Genomic DNA, 17,541 nt, shown 5'->3' with positions numbered 1-17,541 from the left:
CTTAAAAAAGGGGGATGATAATGCAGAATAAATTTGCAGCTCAAGCGACCATCCCTTTTTGTATTATAAGGCTGTGTTTGCTCAGTATAGTCCTGCTAGGCGGTCAAGCAGTTTGGAGTGAACCTGTAGAAAATGACACAACTGAAGCTGTGGTGTTAGGTAAGGTTTTACAAAACCAGCAACAGGCCAGCCATACCGCGACAGACCCCGTGTCTACGACTGTACGAACTAAACCACCTGAAGTTAATAATGATATGGCGGAAGGTGAGTCTATTCGTGGGTTACCGACTTTAAATCAACCAGTAGTAGATCAGGCGGGCCTTCTTACTGCTGCTGAAAAGCAGGCAATTGACCAGAAAATTTTAAATCTGTATCAGCAGGGTAAGGCACAGGTTGGAATAATTATTGTATCCACTACAGGACAAGAAGATATTTTCGACTTTGCTATGCGTGCTGCAAACCAGTGGAAACTGGGTTCAGCCGAACAGGATAATGGACTGTTAATGGCTATCGCAGTAAATGACCATCGCATTCAAATTCTTTCAGGATATGGCCTTGAGGGAGTATTACCTGATATTGTGCTGAGTCGGATTATCCGTAATCAGATTACACCCTTTTTTAAACAGGGGCAGTATGTACAGGGAATTAATGCCGGTTTAAATGAGATTGAGCGTATTTTAAATCTTGATCCCGAAATTGCACAGCGGGCGGCCGAGCAGCTGAAATTACAACAAGAACAGGCACTGCATGAGCAGCAAGCTAAAGAGCGCACCTTTAACATGGGGCTGTTTATTTTAATTGCCGGTATTTTCGGTTCATTTATTGTCGGTAATCGTTTAAGTGCTTCCACTGCTGGTGTAGCTGCAGTGGCTGCAGGTCTGGTAAATGGTGCAGGTATAATTACCAGTTTATTACTCGGTTTTGGGATTTTCTTTTTACTAATTACTTCAATTGCCCAGACCATACTACATCTTTTTATTGCTTCACGTGGTGGAGGCGGTGGTGGCAGAGGCGGATTTGGTGGAGGTGGCTTTAGTGGTGGAGGCGGTGGCTTTGGCGGGGGAGGAGCATCAGGCTCATGGTAACTAAAACAGATACGACAGAGATTGTCACACAGCCAAAATTAGAGGAGAAAACTTCTCATAGTTTAAAACGCTGGTTTAAACACTTCTTTTATATGCCAGCCAGCAAGCGGTATTTCAGTCGTGAAGACCAGAATGCGATTGCCCAAGCAGTACAACAGGCTGAACAGGGACATGTTGGTGAAATTCAGGTAGTGATTGAAGGTCACATTCCCTGTCAGCAGGCTTATAGTCAAGATACCTGTTTGCGCGCCCGGCAGCTTTTTGCAGAGTTAGGCGTCTGGGATACCGAATATAATAGTGGCGTTCTTTTATATCTAAACCTGTGTGAGCGTACTGTTGAGATCGTAATTGATCGTGGTATAAAGCAGGCTACTGAGCAGCATACCTGGAATGAAATCTGTCAGCAGATTACTACTGGTTTAAAACAGCAGCAGTACCGTGAGGCAGTGGTAGAAGGTATATTAAGTATTGGACAGGTTTTAAACAGTTTTTATGTGAACCAGGTCATTGATGATGATAATGAAATAGAAAACCGTCCTATTATATTAAATTAATAAGACGTATTTTTAGACTGATAGTGACATTTTTTGTCAATTTATGACAATTAAATTAGAAATAGATTAAAGTAAAAAAATTTATTTATATAAGTGTCTGTTCTTGTAGCAAAAATAATTATAATATGCCTTGGCACAGTTAGTGCTATATATAAATTAGCTGTACAGCTATATAAAAATCACATGTGGTGGAGAATGTTATGAATACACAAAAAGGTTTTACCTTAATCGATACTCCATAAGTGTCCATATAAAATGAACAATCCATAAGTAAGTTAATATGGACATAAAAATAATAAATTTGATATGAAGAATCACTATTATCTTTTTCTACTTTTTTCAATCTCCGTTTTTACTCATGCTCAAGAACTAGACTTCATTCAATATTCAGATATTTCATCAATTCCTCAAATTGTTTTGAATCCAAAAATCCAAACAGAACTTCAAACATTGTTAAAGCATGATTATCTAAAATTTCAATCTAATTTTGACAATTACTCAGCGCCATATTTACTGAAAACAGATGAGGCGCTGTATTATGAAGGTCGGTTTGGAAGCAGTTTAGATGCTTCATCCGCGATTGTGTTTAAAGATGGGCGATTGTTTGCTGCAATATATTTTTCCAATACCAAGACTTTAAAATACTTTAGCAACGATCCCAGTTGCTCAGAACAGTTACATCCTGCGATTCAAGTTTTTGCTCAGCAGCGTGAAATTCAAGGTATTGAATATGCAACAGCTAGAGCCAATACCGCTTTAAAATATAATTTTGGCCCCGCTTCAAAATGTGAAACCTATTTTAAAAAATTAGGAAGATAGCTGTGTTAGCGGCAGTGTAAAAATGCCCCCTAACGGCATTTAAAAACTGCCCCCCTTGGTTAATATAGGGGTCGATTTATTGTTCGTGTTCCATCATTGTTCATCAAAAACTTGCCTTGGAAGCAGCAGGGCGTGGTGTAAGTATGAATCATCAGGTGTCGGCAAAATTAGCTTATGTGACTATTTCTGGTCGTCTAACAAGTAAGAATAACTGGTATGCTACGAACAGGAATAGGTGATCATTTTATCTTGTAATTTGTATGATATTGTTAGATTTAAGGCTTGATCAGTAAAATTAGAGCTTGAGGTGATGCTATGACGTTATTGGAACAGCAGGTAGTACCAGCAGCTGTATTGGGAAAGTCAGTACTTAGGGCTGCTAAACTGCTTTCCCTTAGTCAGTCTCAGCTCGCAATAGTGCTAGATATGGATGTTGAGGCAATCACTCAATTGCAAAACCAACCTGAATTAGATCCAAATTCTAAACAGGGGAAATTAGCACTGTTGCTGATTCGTCTATACCAGGCTTTACATGCTTTGACAGGTGGTGATCAGGCTGCGATGAAGATTTTTTTAACGTCCGAAAATAGAGTCACTAGCGGTATCCCAATTCATCAAATAGAAACGATGAGTGGCTTGATTTCTGTTCTTAATTTTGTTGAAGCCCTTGAGTGACAATATACTCCTATGGACTAACTTACAATCAACTTTCACAAATTATGTTGTGTAACGCATGTAACAAGTTGGAATTATTAAAAAAAGGATAACTAAAAATGCAACCGACTGAATTAAAACAATTACCAGACTGGTTATTAGAACAGTTACCCCAAATAACTGAACCAGCAATTTTATCACTGCGTGATACGAAACTTGTCGTCACTTACCCTGATCGTATGGAAGCAATTCACGAAAGCTTAAAAGACGTACAACACCAGATCCATCATGTCAAACCTACAGATTTACAGATTCTACCAGAGGTCTATCAATATTTTGGTAAAGATAAAGAGAGTGGTGGTTTATTTTTTAAAACCTCTGAGCATCTTTCTAGTAGTTTGTTTTCCTACACCGATAAAAATAAATTTGAGCATTTACAATCTGCTTTACAGACTGCCTTTGAAAATGAGCAAGCATATCTCGCAAATCCAACAGACTTTTTAACAGCCTATCATTTTATTGATACACACCCAGCTTTTTGGACGGTTATTGGTGATGTACCATCATGGCACTGGAATACATGGGGGCACTGCCAAAATGTTTATCACGGTGCATATAATGATGAAGATAATGGGCAATTAGTGATTTATTTAGAAACTGGCTCACATCTCAATAAAGTAGAAGATGGTGGTAAATTATACCAAGAGCATTATCATGATTATCGTTTAGATGTTTGGGCAAATACGTTTGAACAGGCGTTTATCAAGTTGGCGGCAATGGTGTATAAGTTTTTTGACCATCAAGGCGTTGAGCGTCCAGATGTGCCACATATAAAACCAGCATGGGTTCTGGAGCTTGATGAACGAATTGCAGAATTTAAAAAATGGAAAGATGAGGAGCTGTGAGTATTCACTATTAGGGGGACGTCCACGAGTTGTTAAAGTATGTCGTTTAAAACTTCTGCCAATTTTTGACCATTGTTACGATTGATCAATCTGGCAGACATGCCAAATGTTGTTGGCCCTGTAAAATCTGCAAGTGCTGTATCCCCAATAAATAAAACTTCTGAAGCTTGGCAATCTAGTTGGTCAACGAGTGATTGATAGATTTTCGGCTCAGGTTTAATTGCAGCAACTTCATAACTCCAAGCATAAGTATCAAGGGGCGGTAATAATGAAGAAACAATTTTTCCATATGGCATAGCTAAATTTGAGCATAATGCCAATTTAATCCCCAATTTCTTTAATTCTTCCAAAGTTGATAAGGTATCTTCATACAGTGTAATAGAGCGTAACTCTTCATCTAAATCATGCTCAAGTTCTTGCAGAAATTGGTCTGGAATATTTACTGCTAATCGCTTTGCAAGCTCTGCCAAATTTAAATTGTGGGACATAATAAATTTGGCATCATCAGGTTTTGGTTGTCGCCCATTTTCTTTTAGCCATTTCATTAATTTTCTATATGGGGAACGTCTTTCCCCTATTTTTACAAGTGTACCAAACACGTCAAAAGCAATGACCGATGGCTCAATATGACTTGCTTTTATCGATGAATCCATATTTTTACAACTAATTAAATTAAGTTTCACTTTTAATCGAAATTACAATAAGAGGGTCAGTTAAAAATTAAGGGAGATATTTGATATCTCCCTTTGTTTATTTTATTCACTAAAGTTTGCAAACATAATTTTAGGAAAGTTCTTCATAAAGTGACGTCTAACATGATTGAAGTCACTAAGATCATGTTGATTTTTTTCAAAATAATTAACCCAGGCCAAAGTTGCATCTTGGTCATTTAAGTTAGGATTAACATTCAGGAATAAAGCTAAATCAAATGTACGGTCAATATTAAACTCTTTGATTAGAGCAACAGCAGTTGAGCGGACTTCTTCTGAAACAAAGAATTTTGGAGAAAAATAGTTATTCATAGCTGAACTCGCATAGAAATTATATAATGATATTTAGAAAGGTTAACTTGTTTCACTATGAAACAAAATGCCCTGCTATAGGTTAAATTATCATTCTAAAAATTATTTATCAAGTTAAATTAACTTGCTGCAGGTTATTATTTTGATTTGAAGGTTGCTATGATTAGATGTAGATTGTCAGCTTTAATGGGTGAACGAAAAATTTTAAAGTTAAGTGAGGTAGCTCAGGCGACCAGTATTAATCGCAATACGCTAACGAGTCTTTACTATGACCGGGCAATACGAATTGAACTTTCGGTTGCTGACACCTTGTGTAAATATTTTGATTGTAATATGCAAGATCTATTTGAATATACTAATGGGGATGAAGAAAGGGATGACACTTAGTAAAATGTCATCCCTTTTTTTAAAGCTCAATAGGATGTTTTAGATATAACTCAGGATCATTCCAAATTGTCTGAATGTATTCTTTTTCTTTGAAATCACGCAATACTCTTGCCCTTAATTCATCAAAACCATCCCAATAATCTAAAGTGCGATCAGGCAGCTTATCTGCTAAATCATCTACCCAAGGAATATGATGTAGTTTTTCTGCAATTGTTAAGGGATGAACTGTTCCAGTCAAAATAAGTTTAAACTGCTCTTCTGAAAGCAGATGACTATATACATTCACCTTAGATTTATAATATCGCAACAGTACTTTGGTCAATAAACAAAAATATAACAATGAGTTATATCCACCAACACCATTTACGTCACTGATATGATACGGGGGGTAAAAAGTCTCAACTGCGTAATTTTCATAAATTTTAAGAATAATTAACTGCCCTGTTTCTGATAATTCGCGAATAAATTTTATTTCTTTCACTTTTGATGCAGATAAATATTCATTACTTGGGTCTGAACCTAAGAGCAGCTTTATATCTTGATCTAAATATTCATTTAAACGTATATGTTGAATATTATACGGGGTTTGTTTGCCGAAAAATAACCAATTTGGATTAGCAGAAGTATGTTCTGCTACTTTTCCCAATTGACCGAAAGTCGGTTCTAGCTCCGCCCTAAACCATGCCTCAGCTTCATCAGCTGTATCTTCACCGATCTCAAAGGCTAACTCAGCAATTGTGAACTCTCTAAAATGATGTATTTTTTTTAATTCGTTTAGTACGAAATTTAAACGCTCAGCCACCACTTTTTTTCGTTCTGTAGGTGAGCGTGATCGTAAAAATTTTTCAACGATTTTTGCCGCTTCGACTTGAATATTATCATTCATGACAAACGAATCATAAAGCCGAGAAGTTGCTTCAGCATTGATGGAGCGTTGATTAGCTTTTGCAGCAGCATCCACTTTATTTTTTAACTCTTCAGGAATTCGAAGATTAAATTGAATATCTTTTTTACCCATATATTCCACTAATAGTAGAAATTTCAATACTAGCATTATGCTATAAAAAAAGAGTTGATATAAGTATTAGCACATTGCTATGTTAGCAATATGCTATCAAATAATGTGGTGCATATGAAACAAACGAATCTTCGTTTACCCATAGATTTAGTTTCTTGGGTTAAACAAACAGCAAAGCAAAGACATCAGTCAATGAATGCTTTTTTTATTACGGAATTGGAACGCTTAAGAAAGGAGGAACAGAGTAAATTGGCAAAAAAGTAATTATTTTTATTCGGCAAAAAGTATAAAAGCCCATGCGGGAGCATGAGCTTTTATGAATGTCTTGATTGGCGTCCAGACACTTCAATTTTGATGGATAGGGGCATCTTTGTCAATCCTACCTCAAGCTCGCTTTTTGCCTGTTTTTTATAAACAGGAGGCTCAAATGAGCACTAAACTTAAAAATGGTCAGTCACGCTACCAGTCTAAAGCCAAAGTTGTGACCCTCTCAAAATTTCAACTGTTGAAGCTAGTTAAAACAACTCGTTGTTTAAATGATGCAGAGTTCGAAAAATATGGTGATGCTTACCTTGAATTTCCAGTTATTATTCAGGGAGATGGCAGCCCATCAGAAATTTTTAATCTGTATTTACTAAAAAAGCTACAGCAAACAGTGCAGTATGATTTTAAAACGTTTGCTTCAATTGCTAATCAGCTGGTCGATTTTCAGCGCTTTTTGGAAGATGAGCAACTTGATTGTTTGAAATTTCATAAACTAAAACAGTTGAATGCGATTTTTAAATATCGTACTCGCCTTATAGACCAGGCGAATGCAGGTGTAATTTCAGCCAGTTCTGCAAGCGGTCGAATTAATGCCGTGGTGAACTTTTATCGATTCCTTGTAACAGATGATTTGGTCGATCATCAGCGTTATGGCATGCCCTTTCAAGATGTCTATAAATATATTGCTGTAGATAATGAGTTTGGCGCACGTAGAAAAATGGCAATTAAGTCGCATGATCTTGCGATTCATGTGCCTGCTAAAGCTCATAACTCTGAAATTATTGTGGATGGTGGTGAGTTAAGCCCACTCACTGTTGAAGAGCAGGCTATTATATTAAAAGCACTGCAAAAATCATCACGTGAATATCAGTTGATGTTCTATCTTGCACTTTTTACAGGTGCCCGCCTACAAACAATTTGTACTTTACGAATTAAGTGTTTGCTCAATCGTGAGTCTGATAGTCATGGTTTTATTCGTTTGCCTGTTGGAGCAGGAACAGGTGTTGATACTAAATTTCAAAAGCCAATGACGCTGTTAATTCCAAATTGGTTAGTACAAGACCTTAAAATTTACATCAATAGTGAGCAAGCGCGTCAGCGTAGAAAAAAGTCAAACTATGGCGACTCGGATGAAAATTATGTATTTCTCACCAAACTTGGTACGCCTCACTACAGTAGCAAAGCGGAACAGCAAGAACTGACCGAGAAGATTAAAGCTTCTGACTTATTTGGGACTAGGCTTAAACTCTATGAAGGTGAAGCAGTCCGTAGTTATTTAAAAGTGGTGTTATTGCCAGAAATCCGCTTGATTGATCCGCAATTTCAAAGCTTCAAATTCCATGATTTACGCGCCAGTTTTGGTATGAATTTGCTTGAAAGTCAGTTGCAACATCTGCCTGAAGGGCACTCAGCTATGACAGCAGTGGAATATGTGCAAGCTCGGATGGGTCATAGCAACATCAGTACGACTTTGCAATATCTGAATTATAAATCACGGTTACAGTGGCGTAGTAAAATTCAGCATGAGTATGAGTCTAGCTTGATGAAGTATGTGATGTCTTCTGCAAACTTAGTAGGAGAATCGTCATGAATTTTAGACGCTCTCCGATTTTTGTGCATATCTCAGATATCAACAAACAAATTAATGAGCATGAGCGACTTGTTCTCGTCTGCAAAGATAAGACAGCTTCTTTTGCTTTTAAGACATTTGACATCGGAACTCTGTTTTATCGTAAAAGAGTATCTGGCGAGGCTTTGTCAGAACAACAGTTATCTGCATCTTTTGATGAAAAAAGACGTTATTTTTGCAGTGTTTAACGGACTATTTGTTGCAAATGAGCGGATCAGATTTGTCAAAAGGGCTCTTTTACTACACTAATAAAATGTTTCTGGATTGGGTGGATAGCCAAAAGAAAAATTTTGATTTCTCAAATCAAGACAGTGTGATAGATGCGTATCGTCGTTACAGCAAATATTTAGTTGATCGCACTTTGCTTGCAGATACTGATGAAAAAAACCTAGCTGCACATACAGCAAAGCAATATCAGCTTAATGCGGCGAAGTTAATCGCATATGTATTTGACTGTCATGAAATTGATATTGTTAGTCAAGCGATGCAAGTACAGTCTCAGCGTTATGATGTGCCTGTTTTGCCAATCGCTAAAGAAGATCATCAAAAAACTTATGCAACTTTGTTGAATGTCTTTCTTGAAATTCATCGTATTGTTGTACAAGAAAATGACTTTCCTGCGCATTTTCAATCTGTAGATGAAGAAGATTTTTATTTTTACTCGGGCTTTCATCATCAAACTGAAAAACAGCATATTCAGTTTGATATGCAGAATTATTTAGCCAAATATCCAGTTATTCCAGCCCTTTCTAAAATGCTGGCTGATTTTGAGTTAGAAGAAGATAGTGAGCATCGAAAACGTGTACGTGAAAATCGCAATCAAGCGATTCGTAAACTTGAAGAGCGTAATAAAGACAAGCGACATTTAGAGCGTACAAGACTTGCCTCTTACGGTCTTGCCATCGGTATGCTGTTATTTATTGCGCAAACTGGTGCAAATCTAGACACTGCTCAACAGTTACAACTTGATACGATGGAAATCCTACCGAGTACTCAAGGGCGAAGGTTTTCGGGAACAAAAAGCCGTGCAGGTGGTAAGACACTATACCCAGAATTTGGGGTGAAATTTGAGCCAGTTTTTAGGAAGATTCTGGAACTTCGAGAATGGTATGTACAAGATGAAGCATGTGATTTTGTCTTTCCATTGCGCAATGAAATTCAGCAATTGGGACCTGTAAGCAACGGCAGATTACAATTAATAAAAAATTTTTTACAGCGCATTTTCCCAAAAATGGCCTGGATCACCCCACAAGAGTGGCGCAAACATGTTAGCAGTCAATATGTTGAATTGAGCGATGGCGATATATTGCTGGAAGCTGAAGTGATGGGGCACTCACTTGATACAGCAAGAAATAATTATGCACGTACTTCATTCAAAGATGCAGCTCAGCAAATTTCACAATTTTTTAATGAGTTGAGAGAAGTTGCGGTAGCAAAAACTCGAACCGTTGAGCGTATTCCTGTGCAAACGTTAGATGAGGCTGTTGATGTTCAAACCTTACCTGTCGGAGCTTGTACGACTACCAATCTACAACCTGAAAAAGCAACAGGTTTTACTGCGCAAGCCCCAACTCCAAATTGCCAACAATTTGAGCATTGCCTATTCTGTCAATACTATGCAGTCCACGCTGACGATGAAGATGTACGCAAGCTTTTATCACTAAAAAGTCTGCTCGGATACGTTAAGCAAAAAGCCACGGATTTGATTAAATGGGAGTCACAGTTCGGTGTGGTTTTACACCGAATTGACGAAGTACTCAACGATTTATCAGATACTTATGAAAATTTACGTGATCGTATTTTTTCAATTCAAGAAGAAGTCGAAAGTGGTGATTTAGATGCGTATTGGCTGAATCATTTTGAATTGCTAATTGATTTGGGGTGGATATCATGAGTTCATTTAATTCATATCTATATTCATTGGGTATTGCTGAGCAGTTCTTACCTGATGAATACAATCTACAGAATAATCAGCTGACTGTTCCAAGTACTTTTGTATTATCGCGAATGAAGAGTGGTGAGATATTGTCAGTTTATTCAGACAATATCTGGGATCTTTCTCCATATTTACCGAAGTGTGATTGTCGCCTCAATTTTGATAGTTGGCTTGAAAATGCCCGAGAAAATGACTTTCTTTACTGTCAAATTCGGGCAGAAATGAAAAAAATCAGTTTTGCTTTGCTTTATATAAAATCTGGTAAGTCGATTATTAAAAGTATTGAACAGCGGCATACGGTCTTACGCCAGTTTGCAGCAATTGCATATAAAAATGGTTGTACACTGCAACAGTTATTTAGTGATGTTGCATATATATCAAAAGTGAATGATGCTTATGTTGGTGTGAGCTATCAAAAAGCAATTCACATTAAAGCATTTTTGACGGATTGTTTTGCCTTACAACAGCAATACCCATTGCTCATTCCTGCGTTTAGTACATATAAGCCAATACAGCATTTAGCAAAGTTGGCTGCTCAACTCAGGTTGCAGTCAGGCAAAGTAGGTCCACAAACCAAGTTGATCCCTTCACGGCTTTATATTGCTTTCATTAATGCTTTAGCGGATAAATTAAACGAGTTTAATCAAAATGCTTCAGCACTTCTGAAATGGTTTCAGCGCAAGCAGCAGGATGCAAATTTTGCTTTGATGCCGACAGAATTTAAGCGTGAAAAAAATGCGGTAAGTTTTGCTGATGCTCGAGATTTACTCGGTTTAATGGCACTGTTTGAAAATAATCAGATTCAAAAACATGCCAACCTCACCCGTTATATGACGCTGATTCAAGGTATGGCCAAGTTGTGGATTCATCTGTTTACAGGGATGCGGGACAATGAAGTGAATCAGCTGTCTTCTGATTGCTATCAAACTATTCAAAGTAATGAGCATCTTGTGCATGTCATTATGGGTTATACCTCCAAGTTGCATGGTGGTGGAAATAAATCGACGTATTGGATCACGTTTGAAGATATTCAAGTAGGCGTACATGCAGCACAAAGTATTGGTGAAATATACGCCCTGCTCAACCCACATTATGATATGTCTAATTCTGCTGAATACCCATTATTTCCAACGCTATACTCGCAAAAGCATCGAAATAAAAATAACCGCAATATTGAGCATGAAACGGATTTTATCTCTAATTTTGAGGGTGCTCCGACTCGAACACAGTCTAATTTTAATCAGTATTTAAGCCGTATTTCTGTCTTGCTTGGAGATGGGTTGAAAATCACAGAAAGTGATATCGCCGAGCTTGAAGCTTTTGATGGTTTCCGCAATTGGCGAGAAGAAAAAGACTGCCAAGTTGGTGAGTACTGGAATATCTGTACCCATCAATTTAGACGTTCGCTTGCAGTTTATGGCGCTCGTTCAGGCATGATCGGACTTGGCGCTTTGTCAGTCCAATTTAAGCATCTAACAGAGTCTATGACGTTGTATTACCGTAATAATGCGGTATTTGCACCAAATATTTTAGTGAGTGACAGTCAAAAAGAGTTTATTCAAGAACTGGAATATCAGCGCTTGGTGCATTCTTATGCACAATTTGAAGATGGTGTAATTAATAGTTCTAGTCGCTTGCTCGGTGGTGCGGGAACGTATTTACAACTACAAAAAGACCGTGAGCAATTGCTGAAGGTTTTCCCAAATCGTGATGAAACCATTAAGCGTATGAAAAAGGGTGAAATTGCCTATAAGCCTAGCTTGTTTGGCGTATGTACCAATCCTGATTCTTGCGAAAAAATTTCATTTACTGCGATTACCAGTTGTTTGAGTTGTGCCCATGCTGTGTTTGACGCAACAAGTGCTGAAAAAATGCAAAAAGCGGTTCAGCGGCTACAACGGCAGCGAGATATGCAAGTACAGAACAGTCTGCTATACGGGCAAATGGACAGTGAGATTTTGGCTTTAAACAAAATGATTCAAAAAATTAAAACGATTAATATTGAGGTGTAAAATATGAGTGCACTTAATGATTATTACGCTGCTTTAGAGCGATTAAAAGCCAACAAACCGATTATTCTACCGAAAGGCTCTGCCATTAATAACGATACGGTTGCAATGGAAGCTGGGCGTAAACGAGGCTCGATTAAGAAGAGCCGTCATGCTGCATTAATTGAGGCAATTGAGCAAGCTGCACAGGCAGCAGGGCAAAATGTTCTTACGCCTGCACAACGGATTGAGCAAGCGAAAACTAAGACCAAAGCGGTGAAAAGTGATTATGAGCAGCTGAAAGAAGATTATGAAATACTGCCAGAAAAGTGCAATTCGCTGTTGCTGGAAAATTTTGAATTGAGACAAAGTACTCGGACTATTTGATTAATATAGCCACTCAGTTTATGAACTTAGTGGCTTTTTAATAAATGGAGTTAAAAATATGCCGTTAAAATTATTGCCACGGTCTGAGATCTACAATTTTGATGATAGACGCGGATTCTTTATTGACTAAAACCACCATATCTATTGCATTGGCTTTTAAAGGTAACCACGCATCTGCTTTTGGATATTTGGCAAAAGTTTTTTCAACGTCTGTTTTTGGGTTGTATTGTTCTAATTCTGCAAGCGGTAATGCACGTTGTTGGATTTGGTTTTTTGCTTGAGTCAGTTCTACGTAACGATCAGGCTGTTGAGCAAGGGAAATACCGCCTAATACCTCGGTAAACATATCATTCTTACGCTGCTGTGGACTTAATGCTAATTTTACTGCAGCAAATTGTGGACCAGTCCATGATGCCTGTTGAAACTGAGATTGCGCTTGGTCAATATTTTCGAAAATTATATCATTTTTTCTAACCAATTCAAAACGATCTGCATGAAACACTAACCACGCAGGACGACCTTGTTCAATGCTAAATACCCCATAACATAAAGCCGCGATTTGAATGAGAATAATGATACTAAGGTCAAATTTGAGTGTTTTTTTACCTTCTTTATAGACCAATAAACCTAAAAGTGGTCCTAAAATTACGTCGATGACCAAGAGCATTAAAAAGATATGGGTCACTCCAACTGCTGTGGCGAGCGGCGATGGATACCAAATTAAAAAGACTAATCCAATCACCAATAAAGCGATTAAAAATGAAAGCAATAAATGGCTAAGGGAAAATTTTAGGCGTTTGGACATAAAATTTTTACCATATTGTTTTAGCTATTATTTAGTTAATAATAGCTTCTGGAAGAATATTAAAAATTGCTACGCTTAAATAAATTATTTTACTTATACAAAAATGCATCTCAAGTTTTGAGATGCATTCTAAAACAACCAACTAGCCTTGGTCGCTATTACTAGCTTTAGCTTTCGTTGTTATTCTTAGTTGGAGCAGCAGCACATTTACCATTTTTAAGAATTAACTCTTTAGCAGCCACATGAGTCACAGTTGTTGTAGGACACCAAGTTAGACTTGTTGTACCTTGTGTTGGGGTAAAAGTAATCGTTAATCCATCAACACCAGCAGCATTAATACCTGTACCTAATGTCATCTGAATAATGCCATTTTCTGTAGAAACCGATGCTACTTCTTTGGTTGCTGTAAATGCGTTATTAGCAGTAACACCGTTCGTACCCGCATCACAGTTAGCTAAATCGCCTGTTTCTTGAGCACACAATGCAACTTCAGTTTTAATTGTTTCTGCTGCAGTAAGAGCATTTCCTACTTTAGCCTTAACTGTATAGTTTTGGTATTGCGGAATTGCAACTGCTGCCAAAATACCAATAATAGCGACCACAATCATAAGTTCGATGAGCGTGAAGCCCTTCTGCATTGTATTCATAACATTCTCCACAAATGTTGTTAATTTAGTTATAAGCTTTGTAAGCTATTTTATACTTAGCACTAAACGTGCCAACTTTTATTATAGACAATTTACAAAGAAAAACAGCACCTTACACATAAAAAATTTAAGTCTTTTTATTCGATTGTATATTTTTGTTAAAAAGTGACAAATTTTGTCAGATTGAATTTTATGCTTAGGACAAATATTGTCATTGTGTGATGTATATCACACATTTGTCATTTCTTTCTTTTTGGGTGTTGTGATGTTGTTCTCTATGTTGAAGTAGGTCACTTGAAGTTTTTTAGGTATAGGGTGTTATTTCTACCATCGTTAGTGCATCTCAATCTCACTCTTTACTGAGTTTATGACACGTTGTTTCAGTTGCTTCAATTTGTGCAATTGAGTTAGTTAGCCTTTTTGCATTGGCTGGACTTTAAAGTAAGTACGCTGTTTCTTTAAAGGCATTACAATCATCTAGACTTATTATCACCATGGCTTGTTTATCTTCTCTATTAATAAGTACAGGTGCATGATCGTCTATAACGTAATCGAGTATATCCGCTAAATTGTCTTGCAGCTCAGCACATGTAATGACTTTCATTTCTGCTCCTTAAAAATTTTCTTTATCTAAAAGCTGGGCAGCCTGTTTTAATCGGGCAGGAACTGTATTTTGAGTACGACATGCTTCGATAAATTACTTGAACTGAGTATGACTTAACTGAATATGAGTGTGTTCATGCAAAATTTGTGGTGCGTGATTTTGAATTAAATAAATAAAAAACTCGGTGAGTGTAGCGTAACCCAGAGTAGCGGCAGTTCGTTCTGCTAATTGCTTTGTTTCAGCTTCTAGATGTATTTCTATACATTCATTGTTGGTCATCGTTCATCTGTTTTTGAGCATAAAATTTTTTATATTTCGCATGACGCATAACAAACATAAAATTTTTAAGGTCGGTATGAATACAAAAAGTCTCTTTTGGAGATTGCTCATTTTTAATTAGGCGGACTAAAACACGTTTTTAACACTTTACGCATTTTTTGAGGATATGGACAAACTTGAAAAATTTGTCGTTATAAAAGCATGTCTATATGGACAAAATATAAAATGGAGTAAATCAATAGAATTCAATAGTTTGGAGCGTGTCCATACAAAGTGACTTATGGAATGAATCGAACTCATGATCGTGGTAGCGATCATTGGTATTTTGGCAGCAATTGCATTACCTGCCTATCAGAATTATACGCAAAAATCTGCGAATACTGCCTGTTTAGGGGAAGCGACCGCAGCAGTTAAAGCGGCAGTTGCAGAGATGGCTTCTGAAGGTAAATTGGTAAATACATATGCTGCTGCAGCCTGTAATGGTGGTGGTACTAATACAACAGCCTCAGTCACTGCTTTAACTGCAGAGAAAACATTAAATGATGCTACCCTAAAGTTTGATCCATTAGTTAGAGGCAGTACCAGTAAAATACAAATTACTGAATGTAGTACTAAAACTGCTACTTGCAAACTTTTAGCTCCAACCACTGAGTAATTTAATTGGAATAATTATTTAACTTGATTCAAAAAACGCATCCAAAAAGGTGCGTTTTTTATACAATGTTAAATCATAATTTTTTTCAATAGAGCCGTAATCTGAGTTATAGAGTCTATACCCACTCCTAACCAGCAAGGTAAGGCTAATTCTCTCTATTTAAATAAGTTGAGACTATTAAATTAAATCAGGCAAGTCTGCTCTGGCGGCGTGAATAGGTATTATTTTTAAAAAGCTATAGCTGTCAGTCTGTTGCTTTTATTATATCGGCTGATAAATTAAAGCCAGCTAAACGCTGGCTGTGCTCTTACATCTGACTCTGAATATAGTTCTTAATTCCCACATTTTGAATTAAATCCTGCTGGGTTTCTAACCAGTCCCAATACTCTTCTTCAGATTCTAGAATTTCTTGTACCATATCACGGGTTACATAATCCATAAGCTGCTCAGATAACAACACAGCTTTTTGTAAGGCTTCAATATTCTCTTTTACCTTACGCACATCACAAGAGAGAACCTCTTCAGTATGCTGGCCAATATACAGCTTACCAAGGTGCTGCAAATTCGGCAATCCTTCTAAAAATAAAATCCGTTCAATGACTTTATCGGCATGCTTCATCTGGTGAATAGACTCTTTGTACTCGGCTGAACCCAGCTTTTCAATCCCCCAATCATTGAACATACGGGAATGTAAAAAGTACTGGTTAATAGCGGTCAGTTGATGATAAAGCACTTGGTTGAGCTGATTGATTACATCACGATTGCCTTTCATTGTAAGTTCTCCATAAACAATTTCTGCCTTATGAAAGATATAAGGCAATCTATAGAGTTATCTTAGCGAACCCATCCATGAATGGCGAGTAATTTATAGAACAGCAAATGAAAATCGCAATCAGAAACACAGCAGCTTTTATGGTAGAGAATAAAAACCCGCTTGGAATCACGAGCGGGGAGGAGGAGATGATCGATTGATCATGAGAGAGTTCTTGCATACATCTTTTAATTCTCTTCACAAGAAACTTGAAGCTGAACCTTAATTTATGCAAGAAGAATCTTTATTGTCATTATATTTCGGGACTTAAGCTGCTACAGAAATACGTGCTGCAATTTTGGACAGTTCATCACTAATAATACTACGTGCTTCTGGAGCACAGCGACCACAGCAGGTTCCTAGGTCAAGTAAATCACGAATTTCACGATAGCTTTCTGCACCATTGGCAACAGCATCTTTGATATCTTGATCAGTAATTCCACGGCACAGGCAAACGTACATATCGGCGCTAACCACAGTAATATAAACGGGATAAGTGATATTATTGATAATTATTATCGTTTGTCAATGAAATTCATTTAAAAAGGCTATTTTTTTAATTGGCTTTTTGAATAAAAAAATATCACCTGAGCGGAAATCTGGGTATTACATAGATTACCGCACAAAGTGATTCATGATTTAGATTTGATTATTTAAGATTAAAGATCTGATAAATTTTATAAATTATTGATTAATAATAACGATACCGTCCATCTCAACCAGAGCTCCTTTAGGTAAGCTTGCTACACCTAAAGCAGCACGCGCCGGATAGGGCTGAGCAAAATATTCACCCATAATCTGGTTAACCAGCTGGAAATGGGAAAGATCAGTCAGGTAAATATTGAGTTTGGCAATATCAGCCAATGTGCCGCCAGCAGCTTCACATACAGCTTTTAAATTATCAAAGACGCGGCGAACCTGTGCTTCGATGCCATCGACCAGCTCCATACTGTAAGGGTCTAAACCAATCTGACCAGACAGGTAAAGTGTTTCACCAACTAAAATAGCCTGAGAGTAGGTACCAATAGCAGCTGGAGCATTTTCAGTATGAATCACTTGGCGGGACATCGATTTCTCCTTGATTTTTAACC

Annotated in this window: 21 protein-coding genes and 1 pseudogene; 12 read left to right on the top strand and 10 right to left on the bottom strand. The window is 37.3% G+C overall.

The window, feature by feature from the left end:
- Window positions 1-20 precede the first annotated feature (20 nt).
- The 5 genes from ACRAD_RS13085 (at window position 21) to ACRAD_RS13060 (ending at window position 4,017) form a co-directional block, all read left to right on the top strand.
- A complete protein-coding gene (locus tag ACRAD_RS13085) occupies window positions 21-1,085 on the top strand; it encodes a TPM domain-containing protein (protein WP_005024227.1) in 1,065 nt (354 codons plus the stop codon).
- Window positions 1,079-1,639 carry a TPM domain-containing protein gene (locus ACRAD_RS13080; RefSeq protein WP_005024229.1) on the top strand — a complete coding sequence of 187 codons (561 nt, stop codon included), beginning with the start codon at window positions 1,079-1,081 and terminating at the stop codon, window positions 1,637-1,639. The genes ACRAD_RS13085 and ACRAD_RS13080 overlap by 7 nt, the downstream gene beginning before the upstream one ends.
- A gap of 306 nt (window positions 1,640-1,945) precedes the next feature.
- Window positions 1,946-2,458: a hypothetical protein gene (locus tag ACRAD_RS13075; protein ID WP_005024231.1), complete on the top strand. Its 513-nt coding sequence runs from the start codon at window positions 1,946-1,948 to the stop codon at window positions 2,456-2,458.
- Between the two features lie 315 nt (window positions 2,459-2,773).
- Window positions 2,774-3,133: an antitoxin Xre/MbcA/ParS toxin-binding domain-containing protein gene (locus ACRAD_RS13065; protein ID WP_005018086.1), complete on the top strand. Its 360-nt coding sequence runs from the start codon at window positions 2,774-2,776 to the stop codon at window positions 3,131-3,133.
- 98 nt (window positions 3,134-3,231) lie between these two features.
- Complete coding sequence (locus ACRAD_RS13060; protein ID WP_005024233.1) at window positions 3,232-4,017, top strand: hypothetical protein; 786 nt, start codon at window positions 3,232-3,234, stop codon at window positions 4,015-4,017.
- A 32-nt stretch (window positions 4,018-4,049) separates the two neighbouring features.
- Here the strand turns inward: ACRAD_RS13060 and ACRAD_RS13055 are convergent, their stop codons facing one another.
- A complete protein-coding gene (locus ACRAD_RS13055) occupies window positions 4,050-4,670 on the bottom strand; it encodes an HAD family hydrolase (protein WP_005024235.1) in 621 nt (206 codons plus the stop codon).
- Window positions 4,671-4,772: 102 nt separating this feature from the next.
- Window positions 4,773-5,039 carry a hypothetical protein gene (locus tag ACRAD_RS13050; RefSeq protein ID WP_005024237.1) on the bottom strand — a complete coding sequence of 89 codons (267 nt, stop codon included), beginning with the start codon at window positions 5,037-5,039 and terminating at the stop codon, window positions 4,773-4,775.
- A gap of 159 nt (window positions 5,040-5,198) precedes the next feature.
- Here ACRAD_RS13050 and ACRAD_RS13045 point away from each other — a divergent pair, with 159 nt between their 5' ends.
- Entirely contained in the window at window positions 5,199-5,426 is a 228-nt protein-coding gene (locus ACRAD_RS13045; protein ID WP_004994336.1) for a helix-turn-helix domain-containing protein, read from the top strand.
- Window positions 5,427-5,445: 19 nt separating this feature from the next.
- Here ACRAD_RS13045 and ACRAD_RS13040 read toward each other — a convergent pair whose 3' ends face one another.
- A complete protein-coding gene (locus ACRAD_RS13040; RefSeq protein WP_010699889.1) occupies window positions 5,446-6,444 on the bottom strand; it encodes an Arc family DNA-binding protein in 999 nt (332 codons plus the stop codon).
- Window positions 6,445-6,558: 114 nt separating this feature from the next.
- Between ACRAD_RS13040 and ACRAD_RS13035 the strand changes: the two genes are divergently transcribed.
- From ACRAD_RS13035 to ACRAD_RS13015, 5 genes and pseudogenes are all read left to right on the top strand, one after another.
- Entirely contained in the window at window positions 6,559-6,708 is a 150-nt protein-coding gene (locus tag ACRAD_RS13035) for an Arc family DNA-binding protein (protein ID WP_227548691.1), read from the top strand.
- Window positions 6,709-6,871: 163 nt separating this feature from the next.
- Complete coding sequence (locus ACRAD_RS13030; protein WP_005024241.1) at window positions 6,872-8,299, top strand: tyrosine-type recombinase/integrase; 1,428 nt, start codon at window positions 6,872-6,874, stop codon at window positions 8,297-8,299.
- A pseudogene (locus ACRAD_RS13025) lies at window positions 8,296-10,232 on the top strand (hypothetical protein). The gene ACRAD_RS13030 and the pseudogene ACRAD_RS13025 overlap by 4 nt, the downstream one beginning before the upstream one ends.
- Window positions 10,229-12,286, top strand: a complete 2,058-nt coding sequence (locus ACRAD_RS13020) for a hypothetical protein (RefSeq protein ID WP_005024246.1) — start codon at window positions 10,229-10,231, stop codon at window positions 12,284-12,286. Before ACRAD_RS13025 ends, ACRAD_RS13020 begins: the two are co-directional and overlap by 4 nt.
- A 3-nt stretch (window positions 12,287-12,289) precedes the next feature.
- A complete protein-coding gene (locus ACRAD_RS13015; RefSeq protein WP_005024249.1) occupies window positions 12,290-12,649 on the top strand; it encodes a hypothetical protein in 360 nt (119 codons plus the stop codon).
- 70 nt (window positions 12,650-12,719) lie between these two features.
- Here ACRAD_RS13015 and tfpZ read toward each other — a convergent pair whose 3' ends face one another.
- The 4 genes from tfpZ to ACRAD_RS12995 form a co-directional block, all read right to left on the bottom strand.
- Window positions 12,720-13,454 carry a TfpX/TfpZ family type IV pilin accessory protein gene (gene tfpZ / locus ACRAD_RS13010; RefSeq protein ID WP_005024251.1) on the bottom strand — a complete coding sequence of 245 codons (735 nt, stop codon included), beginning with the start codon at window positions 13,452-13,454 and terminating at the stop codon, window positions 12,720-12,722.
- A gap of 167 nt (window positions 13,455-13,621) precedes the next feature.
- Window positions 13,622-14,092, bottom strand: coding sequence for a pilin (locus ACRAD_RS13005; RefSeq protein ID WP_406565409.1), 471 nt, complete (start codon window positions 14,090-14,092; stop codon window positions 13,622-13,624).
- Between the two features lie 445 nt (window positions 14,093-14,537).
- Window positions 14,538-14,705: a type II toxin-antitoxin system Phd/YefM family antitoxin gene (locus ACRAD_RS13000; RefSeq protein WP_005024258.1), complete on the bottom strand. Its 168-nt coding sequence runs from the start codon at window positions 14,703-14,705 to the stop codon at window positions 14,538-14,540.
- 93 nt (window positions 14,706-14,798) lie between these two features.
- Window positions 14,799-14,984 (bottom strand): type II toxin -antitoxin system TacA 1-like antitoxin, encoded by a 186-nt coding sequence (locus ACRAD_RS12995; protein WP_005024261.1) that lies wholly within the window; start codon window positions 14,982-14,984, stop codon window positions 14,799-14,801.
- Window positions 14,985-15,282: 298 nt separating this feature from the next.
- On the opposite strand from ACRAD_RS12995, the gene ACRAD_RS12990 reads away from it, so the two are divergent.
- Window positions 15,283-15,639: a hypothetical protein gene (locus tag ACRAD_RS12990; protein ID WP_005024263.1), complete on the top strand. Its 357-nt coding sequence runs from the start codon at window positions 15,283-15,285 to the stop codon at window positions 15,637-15,639.
- Between the two features lie 307 nt (window positions 15,640-15,946).
- Here ACRAD_RS12990 and bfr read toward each other — a convergent pair whose 3' ends face one another.
- The 3 genes from bfr to ACRAD_RS12975 all read right to left on the bottom strand — a co-directional run bounded on the left by bfr (window position 15,947) and on the right by ACRAD_RS12975 (window position 17,518).
- Window positions 15,947-16,411, bottom strand: coding sequence for a heteropolymeric bacterioferritin subunit Bfr (gene bfr / locus ACRAD_RS12985; RefSeq protein ID WP_005024266.1), 465 nt, complete (start codon window positions 16,409-16,411; stop codon window positions 15,947-15,949).
- A gap of 306 nt (window positions 16,412-16,717) precedes the next feature.
- Window positions 16,718-16,912, bottom strand: a complete 195-nt coding sequence (locus ACRAD_RS12980; protein WP_005024269.1) for a bacterioferritin-associated ferredoxin — start codon at window positions 16,910-16,912, stop codon at window positions 16,718-16,720.
- A 222-nt stretch (window positions 16,913-17,134) separates the two neighbouring features.
- Window positions 17,135-17,518 carry a RidA family protein gene (locus ACRAD_RS12975; RefSeq protein ID WP_005024272.1) on the bottom strand — a complete coding sequence of 128 codons (384 nt, stop codon included), beginning with the start codon at window positions 17,516-17,518 and terminating at the stop codon, window positions 17,135-17,137.
- Between the last annotated feature and the right edge of the window lie 23 nt (window positions 17,519-17,541).

Origin of the sequence: Acinetobacter radioresistens DSM 6976 = NBRC 102413 = CIP 103788, from assembly GCF_006757745.1 — a bacterium.
Lineage (GTDB): Bacteria > Pseudomonadota > Gammaproteobacteria > Pseudomonadales > Moraxellaceae > Acinetobacter > Acinetobacter radioresistens.
The sequence above is the reverse complement of the archived record's forward strand: the minus strand, read 5'-3'. Positions and strand labels throughout refer to the sequence as shown.

Excerpts from the sequence above, each read along its gene's own strand:
- ACRAD_RS13085 (WP_005024227.1), top strand. The coding sequence starts at position 21 with ATGCAGAATAAATTTGCAGCTCAAGCGACCATCCCTTTTTGTATTATA.
- ACRAD_RS13080 (WP_005024229.1), top strand. The coding sequence starts at position 1,079 with ATGGTAACTAAAACAGATACGACAGAGATTGTCACACAGCCAAAATTA.
- ACRAD_RS13075 (WP_005024231.1), top strand. The coding sequence starts at position 1,946 with ATGAAGAATCACTATTATCTTTTTCTACTTTTTTCAATCTCCGTTTTT.
- ACRAD_RS13065 (WP_005018086.1), top strand. The coding sequence starts at position 2,774 with ATGACGTTATTGGAACAGCAGGTAGTACCAGCAGCTGTATTGGGAAAG.
- ACRAD_RS13060 (WP_005024233.1), top strand. The coding sequence starts at position 3,232 with ATGCAACCGACTGAATTAAAACAATTACCAGACTGGTTATTAGAACAG.
- ACRAD_RS13055 (WP_005024235.1), bottom strand. The coding sequence starts at position 4,670 with ATGGATTCATCGATAAAAGCAAGTCATATTGAGCCATCGGTCATTGCT.
- ACRAD_RS13050 (WP_005024237.1), bottom strand. The coding sequence starts at position 5,039 with ATGAATAACTATTTTTCTCCAAAATTCTTTGTTTCAGAAGAAGTCCGC.
- ACRAD_RS13045 (WP_004994336.1), top strand. The coding sequence starts at position 5,199 with ATGATTAGATGTAGATTGTCAGCTTTAATGGGTGAACGAAAAATTTTA.
- ACRAD_RS13040 (WP_010699889.1), bottom strand. The coding sequence starts at position 6,444 with ATGGGTAAAAAAGATATTCAATTTAATCTTCGAATTCCTGAAGAGTTA.
- ACRAD_RS13035 (WP_227548691.1), top strand. The coding sequence starts at position 6,559 with ATGAAACAAACGAATCTTCGTTTACCCATAGATTTAGTTTCTTGGGTT.
- ACRAD_RS13030 (WP_005024241.1), top strand. The coding sequence starts at position 6,872 with ATGAGCACTAAACTTAAAAATGGTCAGTCACGCTACCAGTCTAAAGCC.
- ACRAD_RS13020 (WP_005024246.1), top strand. The coding sequence starts at position 10,229 with ATGAGTTCATTTAATTCATATCTATATTCATTGGGTATTGCTGAGCAG.
- ACRAD_RS13015 (WP_005024249.1), top strand. The coding sequence starts at position 12,290 with ATGAGTGCACTTAATGATTATTACGCTGCTTTAGAGCGATTAAAAGCC.
- tfpZ (WP_005024251.1), bottom strand. The coding sequence starts at position 13,454 with ATGTCCAAACGCCTAAAATTTTCCCTTAGCCATTTATTGCTTTCATTT.
- ACRAD_RS13005 (WP_406565409.1), bottom strand. The coding sequence starts at position 14,092 with ATGCAGAAGGGCTTCACGCTCATCGAACTTATGATTGTGGTCGCTATT.
- ACRAD_RS13000 (WP_005024258.1), bottom strand. The coding sequence starts at position 14,705 with ATGAAAGTCATTACATGTGCTGAGCTGCAAGACAATTTAGCGGATATA.
- ACRAD_RS12995 (WP_005024261.1), bottom strand. The coding sequence starts at position 14,984 with ATGACCAACAATGAATGTATAGAAATACATCTAGAAGCTGAAACAAAG.
- ACRAD_RS12990 (WP_005024263.1), top strand. The coding sequence starts at position 15,283 with ATGATCGTGGTAGCGATCATTGGTATTTTGGCAGCAATTGCATTACCT.
- bfr (WP_005024266.1), bottom strand. The coding sequence starts at position 16,411 with ATGAAAGGCAATCGTGATGTAATCAATCAGCTCAACCAAGTGCTTTAT.
- ACRAD_RS12980 (WP_005024269.1), bottom strand. The coding sequence starts at position 16,912 with ATGTACGTTTGCCTGTGCCGTGGAATTACTGATCAAGATATCAAAGAT.
- ACRAD_RS12975 (WP_005024272.1), bottom strand. The coding sequence starts at position 17,518 with ATGTCCCGCCAAGTGATTCATACTGAAAATGCTCCAGCTGCTATTGGT.